15 protein-coding genes are annotated in these 15,649 nt (G+C 47.2%); 14 read left to right on the forward strand and 1 reads right to left on the reverse strand.

All coding sequences use genetic code 11. From position 1 onward, the window contains the following. Nucleotides 1-750 (forward strand): P-type conjugative transfer protein TrbJ, encoded by a 750-nt coding sequence (gene trbJ / locus DESPODRAFT_RS05820; protein WP_004072104.1) that lies wholly within the window; start codon nucleotides 1-3, stop codon nucleotides 748-750. A gap of 1 nt (nucleotide 751) precedes the next feature. On the opposite strand, the gene DESPODRAFT_RS20260 is transcribed toward trbJ, so the two are convergent. After that, nucleotides 752-919: a hypothetical protein gene (locus DESPODRAFT_RS20260; RefSeq protein WP_004072106.1), complete on the reverse strand. Its 168-nt coding sequence runs from the start codon at nucleotides 917-919 to the stop codon at nucleotides 752-754. Nucleotides 920-995: 76 nt separating this feature from the next. Here DESPODRAFT_RS20260 and trbL point away from each other — a divergent pair, with 76 nt between their 5' ends. The 13 genes from trbL to DESPODRAFT_RS18550 all read left to right on the forward strand — a co-directional run bounded on the left by trbL (nucleotide 996) and on the right by DESPODRAFT_RS18550 (nucleotide 15,447). Further along, nucleotides 996-1,970, forward strand: a complete 975-nt coding sequence (trbL, locus tag DESPODRAFT_RS05825) for a P-type conjugative transfer protein TrbL (RefSeq protein ID WP_004072108.1) — start codon at nucleotides 996-998, stop codon at nucleotides 1,968-1,970. Continuing rightward, entirely contained in the window at nucleotides 1,963-2,649 is a 687-nt protein-coding gene (locus DESPODRAFT_RS05830) for a VirB8 family type IV secretion system protein (RefSeq protein ID WP_004072110.1), read from the forward strand. Before trbL ends, DESPODRAFT_RS05830 begins: the two co-directional genes overlap by 8 nt. 11 nt (nucleotides 2,650-2,660) lie before the next feature. Continuing rightward, nucleotides 2,661-3,500, forward strand: coding sequence for a P-type conjugative transfer protein TrbG (trbG, locus tag DESPODRAFT_RS05835; RefSeq protein ID WP_004072112.1), 840 nt, complete (start codon nucleotides 2,661-2,663; stop codon nucleotides 3,498-3,500). Beyond that, the gene (locus DESPODRAFT_RS05840; RefSeq protein ID WP_004072114.1) at nucleotides 3,500-3,925 is read left to right on the forward strand and encodes a conjugal transfer lipoprotein TrbH; all 426 of its coding nucleotides are present in this window, start codon (nucleotides 3,500-3,502) and stop codon (nucleotides 3,923-3,925) included. Before trbG ends, DESPODRAFT_RS05840 begins: the two co-directional genes overlap by 1 nt. Further along, the gene (locus DESPODRAFT_RS05845) at nucleotides 3,922-5,211 is read left to right on the forward strand and encodes a TrbI/VirB10 family protein (protein WP_004072116.1); all 1,290 of its coding nucleotides are present in this window, start codon (nucleotides 3,922-3,924) and stop codon (nucleotides 5,209-5,211) included. Before DESPODRAFT_RS05840 ends, DESPODRAFT_RS05845 begins: the two co-directional genes overlap by 4 nt. A gap of 174 nt (nucleotides 5,212-5,385) precedes the next feature. Further along, nucleotides 5,386-7,533 (forward strand): DNA topoisomerase III, encoded by a 2,148-nt coding sequence (locus DESPODRAFT_RS05850; protein WP_004072118.1) that lies wholly within the window; start codon nucleotides 5,386-5,388, stop codon nucleotides 7,531-7,533. 2 nt (nucleotides 7,534-7,535) lie between these two features. After that, complete coding sequence (locus tag DESPODRAFT_RS05855; RefSeq protein WP_004072121.1) at nucleotides 7,536-7,754, forward strand: hypothetical protein; 219 nt, start codon at nucleotides 7,536-7,538, stop codon at nucleotides 7,752-7,754. Further along, nucleotides 7,751-10,093 carry an ArdC-like ssDNA-binding domain-containing protein gene (locus DESPODRAFT_RS05860; protein ID WP_004072123.1) on the forward strand — a complete coding sequence of 781 codons (2,343 nt, stop codon included), beginning with the start codon at nucleotides 7,751-7,753 and terminating at the stop codon, nucleotides 10,091-10,093. The genes DESPODRAFT_RS05855 and DESPODRAFT_RS05860 overlap by 4 nt, the downstream gene beginning before the upstream one ends. Then, nucleotides 10,090-11,919, forward strand: a complete 1,830-nt coding sequence (locus tag DESPODRAFT_RS05865) for a type IV secretory system conjugative DNA transfer family protein (protein ID WP_004072125.1) — start codon at nucleotides 10,090-10,092, stop codon at nucleotides 11,917-11,919. Before DESPODRAFT_RS05860 ends, DESPODRAFT_RS05865 begins: the two co-directional genes overlap by 4 nt. Before the next feature lie 15 nt (nucleotides 11,920-11,934). Then, entirely contained in the window at nucleotides 11,935-12,384 is a 450-nt protein-coding gene (locus DESPODRAFT_RS05870) for a S26 family signal peptidase (protein ID WP_004072127.1), read from the forward strand. 23 nt (nucleotides 12,385-12,407) lie between these two features. Next, the gene (trbB, locus tag DESPODRAFT_RS05875; protein WP_004072128.1) at nucleotides 12,408-13,367 is read left to right on the forward strand and encodes a P-type conjugative transfer ATPase TrbB; all 960 of its coding nucleotides are present in this window, start codon (nucleotides 12,408-12,410) and stop codon (nucleotides 13,365-13,367) included. A 103-nt stretch (nucleotides 13,368-13,470) separates the two neighbouring features. Then, the gene (locus DESPODRAFT_RS18545; RefSeq protein ID WP_004072130.1) at nucleotides 13,471-13,734 is read left to right on the forward strand and encodes a plasmid mobilization protein; all 264 of its coding nucleotides are present in this window, start codon (nucleotides 13,471-13,473) and stop codon (nucleotides 13,732-13,734) included. Nucleotides 13,735-13,899: 165 nt separating this feature from the next. Further along, nucleotides 13,900-15,447, forward strand: a complete 1,548-nt coding sequence (locus DESPODRAFT_RS18550; RefSeq protein WP_004072132.1) for a relaxase/mobilization nuclease domain-containing protein — start codon at nucleotides 13,900-13,902, stop codon at nucleotides 15,445-15,447. The last annotated feature ends 202 nt before the right edge of the window (nucleotides 15,448-15,649 follow it).

Here is a 15,649-nt window from a genome sequence, read left to right on the forward strand (position 1 = left end):
ATGAAAAACAAAATCCAAACCACAATCGCTTTATTGTCCGTTATTGCCTTTGTCAATGTGTCTCTGGCCGGGATACCCGTTACTTGTGTGAATTGTTCAACGAATTTCACCCAGGCCCTGGAATATATAAAAGATATTGAACAGTTGGCAGAAGCAGTCAAACAATACGAACAACTCGTTCAACAAACAGAAAACGCCATCACCAATACCATGAACCTGCCCGGCAACCTGCTTCCCAACCTTCAATCTCAAATCAGGGCAGCTGTTGCCAATGTGAACCGTCTGAACTCTTACAAGGCTGATATGGGAGCGCTGCTGACAATTTTTACTGACACCTGGCCTGAATTACGGAACTTAAAAATTGATGACATATTGATGCAGGATCGTATTCAAATGCAGTTAGATCAGTTTTCAAAGGCCTCTGAGAAAATTGACAATGTTTTACAGTCTAATTTCCAGCTTAGCGGCCAGCAGTTACAAGACCTGCAGGATTCAGGGGATTTTGATGACTACTTGAACGATCTTCTTTCAAGCAAAACCGGCAGACAGCAGGCAATTGAAGCCGGCAACCAGATCAACGCCCTCACCGTCCATGAATTGAGACAGACAAGGGCATTGTTGTCTAATTATGTTCAGGCTCAGACTGCCGCTTTGGCTCAAGAACACAATGCTGCAAAGTTGAAGGATGCTGATTTGCAGCAGGAAATGAAAATTGGAGTAGACCGAACAGATGCAGTTATCATTCCATAAATCAAGGAACTATAACCGCGTCAGCTCTATCTATCCCCACTTTTTTCTCTTGTGCTTCGATTCTTTTCCACTCGGGCTCAGAGTCACCGGACACACGGATATAAACGCCGACACTGATACTAATAGCGACAACGATGGAGATGGTAAGGATGATCAAATTTTTAGACATAAAAAGAACTCCTGTTAAAATTTGTCTTTATTTTTTGATAATAGCAAGTTCTTTAATTATTTTCAATAATTCAGCAATGGCTGATATTAATCAGACAGTTATCGAAAAAATCATACAAGGATACAAAGACGTAGGTTCTACCTGGGGCGACAACGTCAAAACCCACGCTTTATGGTTACTGAAATGGCTTCTCGTTATCCAGCTTGTTGTAATGGCCGTAAAGCTGGGGTTCAAACAATCCACACTACAAGACGTTGTAGAAGACCTTGTCATGACGGCAATTTTTGGCGGTATCTTTTGGGCTCTCATCATAAAAGGTCAGGCCTGGGGTGTTGATTTAATTCAAGGTATGCTGAAAATGGCTCAGGATGTTGCGGGCGGCGGTTCGCCGCCTGGTGAGGCGTTCTTTGCAAAAGTCTTCACCGATGCCCTCAAGGTCGCAGATAACATGATGTATTCCTGGAATCCTATGTTAGTTCCAGCCATCTGCCTGTGTTCAATCTGCAGTGCCGTATGTGGTGCTTTTATCTACGGCATGTATTTGGTGATTCTCTGTGAATCCTACATATCCTTTAATCTTGGCATTTTTATTTTAGGCTTTGGCGGTATGAGATACACCAGAGGCTTTGCCACAGGTTTTTTAAAATACACCCTCAGTGTCGGCCTTAAATTATTCGTAATCCGTTGCCTGCTATATATCCTGGGCTCATTCCTGGCAGATATGGTGTTATTCACCTTTAAAAGTTTTACAGAAACCCTTGTTATCACAGCCTGTTTCTTCATTCTGGCGTTTCTCATTAAAGTATTGCCCGACACAATAGCCAAAATGGTCACACTGCACAGCGGCAGCAGTGCCGGAGCCATGACCGGAGCCATGGCGGCAGGCGCAGGTATGGCTGCGGGTGCGGCCTCCATGGGCGTCGGTGCCGCTGCCGGCGCTGCCAGCGGCGGCATGGCCGGGGCATTCAGCGGTGCCAGGGGCGGCGCATTGAGTGCCCTGGAAAAAATAGCCGAAGCAGTAAAACCCAAAGAGGAAAAGAATAATGATTAATGCCACAGAACACCAGGAACAGGTTTTACAACCAGCGGAAGAAAACCATTACCTGGCAGGCCGTAAAGCCTGGTCAGAAATGTATGGATCGTTCATCAGGGAAAGAAACCTCTGGCGGATGTCAACCCTGCTTGTTTCGATTGTTGCGGTCCTGCTTTGCACGGCAAATATCATACAGCTCAGGCAGCAAAAAGTGATCCCGTACATGGTTGAGGTTGACCGGGCCGGGCGGATCAGCGGCGGACAGATGGCCAGAAAGCTTGAGACCAGCCAGGAGATGATTCAATACAGCCTGGGCCAGTTTATCACGGCCTGGCGGACAGTCACGGCGGATATCGCCCTGCAGGAAAAATATATAAAGCAATCAAGTTTCATGTCCATTGGTGCTGCAAAAAGAATCCTGGCTAAATGGTATGCAGACAACAATCCATACATCTCCAGCGAAGAAAAACTGGTGGAGGTGCGGATAATGGCCCTGCCTCTTTATGTCAGCGGAGAAACCTGGCTGGTCGAATGGAGAGAAATAGAGCGGACACATAAAGGGGTTGAACTCTCCCGGACCACTTTTCAGGCCAACCTTATCATCAAACGCAAACTTCCTGAAACACAACAGGAAATCATCAATAACGCCAGCGGCATATATGTGTCGGAAATCAGTCACAGCAAAAAAATACAATAGGAGATTAAACCATGAAAAAACTTCTAATAATCGCAATGGCAGTATCCTTTGCAGGCCTGGCAACATGCCGGGCTGCGGATTTCGTAAGCCCTGTATCAGCCCAATTGGACAGCAAAGAAAAGAAATCTTTAGCCCTGCAGTCAAGATGGCAAAAAAACACCATGGACCCGATCACAGCCAGAAACGGCATGACCTGTTTTGTTTACGGCCATTCAACTCCCACCATCATTGTTACCCCGTATAAAGTGGCTGACCTGGAACTGCAGCCCGGAGAGGTGATTAATTCCATGGTCCTGGGCGATAACGCACGATGGTTCGCAGAAATCGTTTTCTCCGGCAGCGGCGATATCAGCATCAGTCACGTTGTTTTTAAAGCCCTGGATTCCGGGCTCACCACCACCGCCGTGATCACCACTGACAGGCGGGTTTATCATATCAATCTCAAGTCCGACCGCAGCAAACACATGCTGTACACAGGATTTATTTACCCCGAAGATCATATCGCAACCACCCGGGCGGCCCGGGAAAAAGAGATTAAAGAAAAAGAGAAAAGAACCACCCCTGAAGGTTTTGATATGGCCAGGCTGAACTTTGATTATGAAATATCCGGGGATGCCGGCTGGAAGCCCTTACAGGTTTTTGACAACGGCATAAAAACATATATCAAGCTGCCCAAAATGCAGGAAATGCCCATGTTCATGGTTAAAACCACTGCGGGTAAGGGCCTTGTAAACTACCGGGTAAAAGACAACTGCTTCATTGTGGACCGGATCTTTGACGAAGCCTATTTAATCCTGGGTGTGGGCAAGGATAAGGAAGAATTAACCCTGAGCAGGCTGGAGGCGAAATAATGAAAAAGCTGACCAGACTGATCCTTCTTTTTTTTATGGCGTTAAACCTTTTTTCCTGCACCCACCTTTCCCCTAAAGGATCATGGGTAAGAATTGGTTCTGAGCCGCCGTTACAGCTTTGTGATGAAATCATCAGCCGCCTGACCCTGCAATATCCGCCGGCAAAAACCACGATAAGGCTTCTTAAAAGCGGCAATACAACCTTTGACCAGCTGATTGAAAAACAGGCCCGGCGGGCCGGTTATACCATCAGCCAGGCCCAAACCGCTGTCAGGATAAGCTATGTCATTGACGTGTTATCAGACCCCCCCGGCACCGGATACTTTCATCTTAAAAGCAATGACGGATTCGGTTTCAGCCGGATGTTCCGCCTGCCCGGCTATGACCTGGCTGACACCTATACCCAAATTGAGGTTAAAAAATGAGCGCACCGCGAGGGCTGCAAAGGCCGGGCGTAATGACAACCGTATTGAGTAAAAAGCCTATATTGCTGCTGTTTCTGTTCATTGCCATCATTGTATTGCTGCTGCTTTTTTCAATCTTTGATCAAGGCAAAAGAAATAAGAACCACAGTGGCCAGGACCAGGAGACCCTGTTGATAGAACCCCGGCAGTCATCCGTATCAACCGACGAAGAAGGGCTTAACCTGCCCAAAGCCCCGAAGGAACGCAAGGGCCTTGCCTCTGAAACCGATATGAACGCCCCGGGCAAAAAGGGGGATCAAAAGGTGCTTGAACCTATTGAGGTTGTACGCGCTAACGCCCCTCCCCAGGACCCTGTAAAAGCAGCCCTGGATAAGCAGCGGCAAAAAGAGCTTGTCACTGTACTGCAGTACCGGTTCGAAAAACAACGCCAGGCGTTGGAGTCCAACCCGGTTGCTTACAAAAAAAATGCCTCAATGGATATCAGCACCTCTGCCGGTGTTTTTGACCAAACCAGCCAGCAATACGGATCTTCAGCAAGATTGTCAGCCTTAAACAGTGAACTTGCAAACGCCAAAGCAAGTCTTGGCCCTGGGGGAGCCGGGTCACACTCCCCAGCATCAATATCTGCAAATCAAACCGGAAGCAATGATGATTCAATGTGGGATAACGGTTATTCCATGGATCAGGATACCAATGCCTTATCCATTAAAACCGGGTCCATTATCCCGGTGCTGCTGATCACCGGGATTGATTCCACCCTGCCTGGCTATATCAGCGGCCAGGTGAGTCAAAATGTATGGGATACCACAACCGGTTATAACCTGCTTATCCCCCAGGGCACCAAAGTCTTTGGCCAATATCAGAACAATATCATCATGGGCCAGGAAAGGGTGTTTGTCGTCTGGCAGCGGTTAATATTCCCGGATGGCCGGGCCATGACCTTGAAGGATATGCCCGGCGGGGACCAGCTGGGTTACGCCGGCCTGAAAGACAAGGTGAATAATCACTATTTCAGGATTTACGGCCATGCCCTGCTCATGAGCCTTGTCACCGGCGGTACCGCTTATGCCATGAACACCCTGGACAGCGATAACAGTGATGAAACAACAACGCTTAATGAGTCCATGGGAACGGCCTTTGCCGACCAGATGGGGCGAACAACCATGGGGCTGCTTGAAAAACACATGAACATGTCCCCCACGTTAACCATCCGGCCCGGTTATCGCCTGAACATCATAGCAGTTAAAGATTTAGAGTTCAGCGAACCGTATGAAGGCAAATTATGAAAGTTGATAAAAAATCCTGGCAAGAGGGCTATGAGGCAGGACTCCGGAAGCAGGAAGCCGAACCGGAAAACACAGAGGTCTTAAGCTGGCATGCCGGGTTTCTTGAAGGGCAGACAGATGCTGAAAAAATAAAAATCCACAAAGAACAAAGTAATCTGAAAGGAGAAAGAAACCATGAGACTTTTCATAGCAGAAAAACCATCCCTTGGCCGGGCCATTGCCGCAGGCCTGGGGGAAGCCGAAAAAAGAAACGGTTACATAGAATGCGGTCCGGATATCGTGACCTGGTGCTTTGGCCATCTGTTGGAAATGGATCAGCCCGAAGCATATGATGAAAAATATAAAGCCTGGAAAAAAGAAGACCTGCCCATTTTACCAAACGCCTTTAATGCCTCGGTCAGAAAAGATGCTGCCGCACAAATGAAAATCATAGGCAAGCTTCTCCAGGATGCTGAATGCGTAGTTAACGCAGGGGATCCGGACAGAGAAGGACAGCTGCTTGTTGACGAGGTGCTGGAATACCACGATTATGCCGGTTCTTGCCAACGTATCTGGCTTGCGGCCCTGGATGACAAATCAGTCAAAAAAGCCCTGTCGTCCATGACAGACAACAATGATTATACCGGCCTGCGTGATGCGGCCCGGGCCAGATCCCAGGCAGACTGGCTGGTGGGCATGAACTGCACCCGGGCCATGACCCTTGTAGGCCGTGATGCCGGCAACCAGGGCGTGTTATCCCTTGGCCGGGTCCAGACCCCGACCCTTGCCCTGGTGGTCAACCGGGATCTTGCCATTGAAAACTTCAAACCCCACCCGTATTTCACCCTTCATGTTGAAATCCTTCATGAAGCAGGTACGTTTACCGGCACGTTTCAGCCGCTTGACACACAAAAAGGGCTGGATGACCAGGGCCGCTTAATCAACCCTGATGAAGCCTTTCGGATCAAAAAAGAGGTAAGCGGCCAGGCCGGCAAGATTATAGAGGCTGTTACAGAAAAGAAAAAAAAGAATCCGCCGTTACCCCATTGCCTCTCCTCTTTACAAAAAGCTGCATCGGCAAAGCTCGGCATGGGAGCAAAACAAGTGCTTGATGTGGCCCAGGCCCTTTATGAAAAAAAGCTGACCACCTATCCGCGTTCTGACTGCCGGTATCTGCCGGAAGAACAATTTGACGAAGCCGGCCGTGTGTTTGCAGTTTTAACAAACGTTTCAGGGCTTGAGCAAATTGCCGGGAACACGGATTGCTCTATCAAAAGCGCGGCATACGACACAAAAAAAGTAACTGCCCACCATGCCATTATTCCCACAGGTGAAACGCCTTCGAACCTGTCTGATGATGAATCTGCCCTGTACCGCATGATTGCCCAAAGCTTTTGCATCCAGTTTTATGCGGCCATGGAGTTTGAAGCGCAGAAAATTCTGACCGGCATAAATAATACGGTCTGGAAATCAACGGGCAGAACGATATTGAATCCCGGCTGGACCGCTTTCATCAGGGAACAAGAGGATGAAGACGCCGAAGACCAGGTTTTGCCCGGGGTACACCAGAACGACGGTATAACCGCAGCCCAGGTTGATATCAAATCCCAAAAAACAAAACCGCCTGCAAGGTTTACCGAAGGCACCCTGATTGAGGCCATGGCAAATATTCACCGGTTCATTGAAGATGCCGAAGCCAAAAAGACATTAAAAGAAAATGAAGGCATCGGAACAGAAGCGACTCGGGCCGGCATCATTGAAACATTAAAAGCCCGGCACCTGCTTGAACTGCAGAAAAAGAACATCATTTCCACTGATCTTGGCCGGCAGCTGGTCAAAATGGCCCCTGAAGTACTCACAGATCCTGTGACAACGGCAAAATGGGAATCCAGATTATCAGCCATTGCTGACGGTAAAGAAAGCCTGTCCGGGTTTATGACAGATCAAAGCATCCAGGTTCCCGAACTTGTCAAAGCAATATTTGCCCTTCAATTAGCCCCTTTGCCGGGAACCCATCTTTGCCCGGAATGCGGCCGGCCTTTATGCAGGCAAAAAAACCCAAAAGGCTCGTGGTACTGGGGATGTTTCAACCAGGATGGGCATGCAACGCCCGTATTCCTCAATGATAAAAACGGCAAGCCCGATTTAACGCCAAAGAAGAAAATAGAATTGTCAGAACACAAGTGCCGGGCCTGCGGCAAACCCCTTGTTAAACGGGAATCAGAGAAAAAAGCCAAAGGAGGGAAAAAGAATTATTGGTGGGGATGCTCCGGCTTCCCTGAATGCAAAGAACGTTATTTTGACGATAACGGCAAACCCCGGTTCAATAACAAAGGAGAATAAAAATGGATTTTGAGTATTTTGCAATGAAACGCAACATGACTGTTGATGAGTACATCGCCTGGCTGAAAAGACAACTGGATATCCTTGATTTTGATTCTGACGATATCCCGGGCGATGTTGCCGAATATGCCGAAGAATCCTTGGGCCTTATCAAAATTTCTGCAGAAGAATTGGCCAGAATGCAAAAATCTCAGTTGGAGAGTGAGGGGGGTGAATTATGAGCAGATATCAGGATCAGCTCAATGAGTTTTCAAAAAGGGTTTTAGAGGCCATTGAAAAAGGCGATGCGCCCTGGCAGAAACCGTGGAAAGAAGGCCAGTTGCTGGAACTGCCTAAAAACTTAACCACGGATCAGAATTATAAAGGTGTAAACCTGATTAACCTGGCAATGAGCGGTTTCAATGACCCCAGGTGGATGACCTTCAACCAGGCTAAAGAGATGAATTGTTTTGTCAAAAAAGGGCAAAAAGCCGCCACCGGATTTTTTTATTCGCCTGCCAGATTGGAAAAAGAGCTTGATGATAAAGGAAAGCCTGTCCTGGATGAAACCGGTCAGGAAAAAATGACCAAGGTAAACAAGCCTGTTTTCAAAACCTTTTCTGTTTTTAATGCCACCCAGGTTGAAGGCATAGAACCGTACATGCATCCGGAGCCTGCCTGGAGACCGGAAGATAAAGCAGAAAAGATAATTGCATCTGCAAATGTGGAAATCACCGGAAGTCAGCTTGATAAGGCATTTTATAATTTTTTAACCCATACCATTGAAACCCCTGACAAGTCACAGTTTGATGATACGTCAAAATACTATTCCACCATATTCCATGAATTGTCCCATGCCACGGCCCATAAATCCATGATGGACAGAAATGTTGACTATGCGGATAAGGATTCCAGGGCCAAGGAGGAATTAAGGGCGGAAATATCAAGCTGGCTGGTGTGTTCCCAAACCGGTATTGGCTATTCTGCCGAATCCAAAGAGAGCAATAAAGCTTATGTTTCATCCTGGCTCAAGGCAATCAAGCCGGAAGACCGGGTAAAAGAGCTTGGGTTTGCAATGAAGGATGCGGAAAAAATCGCTGAATACCTTATGGGTCTTGATCTGGACCGGAAATTATCACCAGCCGCCCCGTCATATGAAATCAAGGCCCATACAGTCGAAAATGGCAAAGAAATTGACAACACACCTGATTTTGTAAAGGAGAAGAATTTCAAAAGCCTGGATGAGGCCAAATCCACAGCGTTTGCGTATCACCTGGCCGTTATAAGTATCGATAGGGCAAACAACGAACTGTTTAATGACCTGCCTGAAAATACGGTTTTTACAGTTCGGGATGCAAAGGGCATGCAGGTATACAGCACACCATCTGAAGTCGAGACAGGGCAGGAACTGGAAACTGAACGCTATCCCACCCCCCGGGAGTCGGCCCCTTTAAGTGAATCTATGCGCAAAGGGGAAAAAGAGCCTGAAAAATTATATATCAATGTGCCGTTTAAAGAAAAAGATGAAGCCAAGGCCCTTGGCGCAAAATGGGATAAGCAGGAAAAATCCTGGTTTGTCGAACCTGGGGCTGACCAAAAGCTATTTCAGAAATGGCTCGAACCTGCCCGGGAGAACCGCCTTGATATGAATGAAGTATTTGCTCAATTCCGGGATCAGGCAGCCAGGCTCGGCCTGAAAATTGACAGCCCCCAGGCGGACGGCAAGCTGCACCGTGTAGCGGTTGAAGGAGATAAGGGCGGCAAAAAATCCGGTGCATATACGATTTATCCTGACGGCAGGCCTGCGGGGTTCATTCAGAACCATAAAACCGGGGAAAAAGCCAATTTTAAATATGAAGGAGAAATCGGCAAAATTGTTGTTACATCCGGAAATAGACAAGCCCGGGCAGCCGAGCAGGACGAGGAGCACGCTGCAGCAGCCAAAAAAGCGTTCGGCATTTACATCAATGCCGAAAAAACCACGGATCACCCGTATCTTAGGGATAAAAAGATCAATGGCGACAAAGAATACCGGGTAGACAGTAACAACCGGCTGATTATCCCTGCCAAGAATCTTAAAACCAACAAAATAGAATCCCTGCAGTTCATAAGCGAGGATGGGCAAAAGCAGTTTCTGACCGGCGGTAAAAAATCCGGGAACGCTTATACCATAGGCGAACTCGACGAACAAAAACCCATACTGCTGGTTGAAGGGTTTGCAACGGGAAAAACTCTGAATGATGTGAGCCACCTTCCGGCAGTGGTCTGTTTTGATGCAAACAACCTTGAAAATGTGGCCAGACAGATCCGGGAATTGATGCCTTCCGCTGAGCTGTTCATTTGTGCGGATAATGACCACGCCAAAGAAAATAATGTGGGAGTGGAAAAAGCCCAACAAGCGGCCAAAGCTGTTGGTGCTAAAGTCATTATCCCCCAATTTACGGATGAATCAAAAAAACTTGGGTACACGGATTTCAATGACCTGGCCAAATGCAAAATGGGTAAGAGCCGGGTTCAAAGCCAGTTGAAATCCCAGATCCAATATCTTTCCAAAAACAAAGGCATAGGGCTTGAACGATGAAAAAACAGGAATACGGCCTTAAGCAGGCCAGGGTAAAAAAAAGCTGGTATCCCCTGCTCTTCCCGGTTTGTTTTTTGCTGTGGGCCTTTGCCTTCATGGGTTACGCCACCCAAACCGTAGCCAGGGCGTTAAGATACCATCCTGACCTGGGCAGGCCGGTGTTTGATACCTGTTACCTGCCCTGGAAGGTGTTTGAATGGAATAAATACATCACAGACACCCCGGTGGGTAATCAGGTTGACTTGATCTTCGGGGCTTTTGTCCTCAGCACTGTCTTCGGCTTTTTCCTGATTCTCAGGAAAAAGCCTAAAGGCAATCTAAATCTGCACGGCACGGCTGCCTGGGCAAAGAAAAAAGAGTTGCCCGCCATGGGACTTGATGCCAGGGAAGGCGTATATGTGGGCGGCTTTCCATTGGCCCGGGGCACCAAGTACCTGATCCATAACGGCCCGGAACATATTTTAGCATTTGCGCCCACCCGGTCCGGTAAAGGTGTGGGCCTGGTTATCCCCTCGTTGCTTGCCTGGCCGGGCTCAAGCATCACCCTGGACATTAAGGGTGAAAATTACGCGTTGACATCAGGATACAGGGCCAAGGAATTACATCATAACATTCTTAAGTTTGATCCTGCCGATGAAACCTTTTCCTTTGCTAAATGGAATCCTTTGGCAGAAGTGCGGATTAATACCAATCATGCCATTGCCGATGCCCAGAATATTGCACAGATGATCTGTGACCCGGACGGCAAGGGCATGAAGGATTATTTCACCCAGGCCGGATATGCCTTGCTGACCGGGTTGATTCTGCATGTCATTGTATCAAAGCAGGATGCCACCCTTGCCGATGTTGTGGCCGAAATCACAAAAAGCGACAATGAGGGGGATGTCAAAAACCTGCTCTATGCCATGATAGACAAGGAACACGCACAGATCCTGAAGAACCGGTATCCGGATATGGATACGGATCTGGCAGACAACATACAATCCACCATTGACAGTTATGCCGGTGAAGCTGTGATCAAAGCCGACCGTGAGTTATCCGGGGTGGTATCAACCGCCATTACAAACCTGTCTTTGTACCGTGATCCCATTGTCGCAAAGAACACCTCGGAGTCTGATTTTTTCATTTCAGATATCATGAACTCCCAAACCCCTGTTGATTTATACCTGGTTGTATCCCCTGCCAACCTGGACCGGTTAAGGCCCCTGCTGCGTGTGTTTTTCAATCTGGCGTTAAGAAAATTCACCCAGAAAATGGAGTTTGAAAACGGACAGGCCGTGGTTGGTTATAAACACAGGCTATTGCTCATGCTGGACGAATTTACCAGCCTGGGCAAGCTGGAAATCATGGAAAAAGCCCTGGCCTTTATGGCCGGTTACGGTGTGAAGGCTTATATCATTGTCCAGGATTTATCCCAGCTGCAAAAAGAATACACCAGGGACGAATCAATTACATCAAACTGCCATGTCAGGATTGCATATGCACCCAATAAAATAGAAACCGCAAAACTACTATCGGATATGACCGGGAAAACCACCGTGGTGGACAAAAAAACCAGTGTCTCCGGCAAGCGGTTAGGCGGCATGGGCAATGCCTCTGTGTCTGTCAGCGAAGTCGCAAGGCCGCTGCTCACACCGGATGAATGCATGCGGCTGAAAGGCCCGGTCAAAGACGAAAAAGGGGGAATCAAAACCCCCGGCGATATGCTTATCTTCGTTGCCGGTTACAACACAGTATACGGTCAGCAGATACTCTATTTTTTAGATCCTGTCTTCCAGGAGCGGGTTAAAATCCGACCGCCCGGCCATATGAATTTTTCAAACTAAAAAAGGGATAGAAGAATGACATATAAAAGCAAAATCATGCTGCCCTGCACTCTCTTTTTTGCGGTCTGTTTTTTTATATCTCAATACTGTTATATCAATGCCTCCGCCAGCCTGCCACCAGGTATATATTTAAAAACCTCCCGGGCAGTTGCCAACGGCTCTTATGTGGTCTTTCACCCCACTGCTGCACAACAGCCTCTTGTTTCAAGGTACGTTAAAAACACCCCTTTAATGAAACGTGTGGCTGCGTTACCAGGCCAGGCATATCAACTGCCCCCGGCCTCGGATACAGACAGCAAAGGCCGGACTATTACAGCATTTGAACCCAAAACAGGTATCGTACCTGCCAATCACCTGGTTGTGGTCGGCAACACAAAATTTTCATTGGACAGCAGGTATCTCGGCTTTGTACCGCAATCATCAATAATCGATACGATAACCCCTCTTTGGGTTTTCGGTCTCTGAGAAAATATTGGAAAGGAGTGAAAATGAGCGTGGTCTTGGACAGTCTGAAGCATAATTTAGGCCCCATTGTTACCCAGGCCCTGGATGATGATAACGTGATTGAAATTATGCTCAATCCTGACGGCAGGCTATGGCTTGATACCTTTGACAGGGGAATGGTGGAAGTGTCCGCCATCCCTGCATCATCTGCCGCCGGAATACTGAGCCAGGTTGCGTCCATGCTTGGGGCCGTCGTTACAAAGGATTCTCCCGTTGTTGAAGGTGAATTGCCCCTGGACGGCAGCCGGTTTGAGGGATTGTTCCCTCCGGTTGTGGCAAATCCCACGTTCACAATCCGCAAAAAGGCCATCAGAATATTTACCCTGGATAATTATGTGCGGTCCGGCACCATGTCTTTGGATCAGCAGCAAATTATCTGCGATGCCATTGCAAACAAAAAAAACATCCTGGTGGCGGGCGGAACAGGTTCCGGCAAAACCACCCTGACCAATGCCATTCTTGCAGAACTGGCAAATATTGCCGGCAATGAACGGCTTGTCATTATCGAGGACACCAGCGAACTGCAGTGCCTGTCAAAAAACAAGGTGATGCTGCGTACAAACCGGAACACCAGTATGCAGCATCTTCTTAAAGCCACCATGAGGCTTCGTCCGGACAGGATCGTTGTGGGTGAAGTCAGGGGCGGTGAAGCCCTGGACCTGTTAAAGGCGTGGAATACCGGCCACCCGGGTGGCGTGTGCACCGTCCATGCCAATTCCTGTGCCGGGGGGCTGATCCGGCTGCAGCAGCTCATTGCCGAAGTTGTGCCGACCCCCATGGATGATTTAATCCACGAGGCGGTTGATTTGGTGATTTTTATTAAAAAGACCAAACAGGGCAGAAAGATAGACGATATTGCCGTCATAAACCAAAAGAATCCGGCCATACACAAGTTAAAAATTCCAGCTCAAGCCTATGCCGGGAAAGTAGACAAAACAAAATAGCTGCACCACCGGGAATAATGGTACAGGCCCACACCGTTGTTCCTGGTGGTGTTCTCAACAAAGCAGGCGATTCTCACAAAATTGAAAAGCGCAGGGGTTTTTAATGAAAAAAGACAAGCGGGAAATAACCCTCAAATCTTATGTGACGAAAAAAGAATACAGCCAAATCAAGCAACTCGCCAAACAGACGGGCTTTTCTGTCTCTGAGTATATGCGCAGGATTTTAACTGGCCAGCGGATTGAATCAAGGCTTGACCAGGAGGCTTTTTTATCCGCCCTTAAATTGAACGCTGACCTTGGTCGGCTGGGGGGCTGTTTAAATACTATCTTGCCCAGAGGTTTAAAAATGTGTCTCCTGCAGAGATAAGAAAGGTGCTGGATGACATTGAAGACAGGCAGCGGCAGCTCAAGCCGGTTATTTCTAAAATCCGGGATATGATGTAAGGGTGCAGCCCTGTCTTCCTCCATATTTTCAGGCAACGCCGCAATTTAATGGCGTTAGAGCCTGGCGCCATCATCAAAGTTTAATGCCATGATATCAAAACGTATCCATTGCGAACCGCAAAACGACAACATAAAGCGGTTAGGGTTGTATATCAATGCCGGCCATGAAGGGGAAAAGCTCTATGCAAAATGGACAGCCGGGTGTTATGCCGGGCAGGATTATGGTCTGGCCATTGATGAAATTAAAGCCACCCAGGGAATGAACACCCGGACCAAAAAAGAAAAAACCTATCATATGGTGGTAAGTTTTCATCCTGAAGATTTCAAAAAACTTTCCCTGGAAGATTTTAAAAACATTGAAAAAGAATTTGCAGCCGCTTTAGGTTTTGAAGACCATCAACGGCTCTGCGGAATACACATCAACACAGACAATCCCCACATGCACGTTGCTTACAATATGATCCACAAGGAAAAATACACCCGGCATGATCCTTTTTATGATTATTATAAACGGGATAAAACCTGCCGGATCCTGGAGGAAAAATATAAACTTAAGATTGATGTCGGTGTTGAACAGCAATTTAGCGATTACGTCAAACAGCGGCAATCCGATGTCAAACACGCCTTTGACAATGCCCGGGATTGGCAGTCCCTGCACAAAGAGCTTGCCGTTTACGGCTTAACTGTGCAAATGCGCGGGAACGGCTGTATCCTGGCTGCAATCGGCCACAAACAAAAAGATGGCCATCATATAAAATTAAGCGATTTTGATAAGAATTTGTCCAGGAAAAAACTTCAGGACCGGTTTGGTTCTTATGAGAAATCAGCCGGGGATTATGAGGTAAAAGAATTCTTTCAACGGAAGCCAAAACGGGAAAACGCCAAAGCCAAAGACTTTGAAACCAAAACAGGACTAAAATCCTTTGACACCTTTGTTTTAGAATCAAAAGAGTTTATCGCCCAGGCGGCAGTTAAATCTGATACCTGGCAAGACTTCCACAGGGAACTGGCCAGAATCGGCCTTGAAGTCAAACCCCGGGGGGCAGGTTTTGTTTTAACTGATATCGGCGGCAAGACAAAGAAAAATTCAAGCATCCCCTTTTCTAAAACCGGTATGCGAATTGCCCAAAACGGCATTATCCTTGAACACCCCAAAAAAGGAGATCAGAACAATGGACGAGACACAGGACAGCCAGGTAATAGAAACACCGGAACACAACGAAACACAAGCACATGCAGGCAGCCCGGTTTTAGCCAACCTGGACCGCTCTCCCAAAACAATTTGCGCAAATTGTCCCAATGCCGTTTGGCATATCACGGAACAGGACAAGCTGAGGATATTTTGTCGTTTGATGCACGCTCTTATAGACGAAAGCCTGAAAGCCTGCGATGGGGCAATGATGAACGATTGAAAATTTTAGGGGAATTTGAACCATCCAAAGGCGGTTATACAATTGAAAATCCATATAAATTTGAACCGGTGAAAAAACTCAAATCCGCCAAAGAAAAAGAAGCCTGGAAAATCTACATCCGTGAACAAAAACAGCACAACTATAATTGGATAAAATTTAACAAAAATTTCCAGCGTTTTATGGTGAAGATTATGGAATGTAATTCAGCTGTTTTAAAAATTTAAAAGTATCAAAAAAAAGATACCGTTTAATTTTGATGAATCGGTAAAAAGTTCGATTTTTACAATTTCCTTAACAGTAACATTTTGAAATCACTAATATAAATTTTGTCATTTTTGACTTTTTACAGGTCCTTCAATTTTGACAAGCTTCCTGAACTCTCAACCGATCTGGCGAAGTGGATTGGGCGGACCTTTTTTTAGGTAC

This window comes from Desulfobacter postgatei 2ac9 (assembly GCF_000233695.2).
Lineage (GTDB): Bacteria > Desulfobacterota > Desulfobacteria > Desulfobacterales > Desulfobacteraceae > Desulfobacter > Desulfobacter postgatei.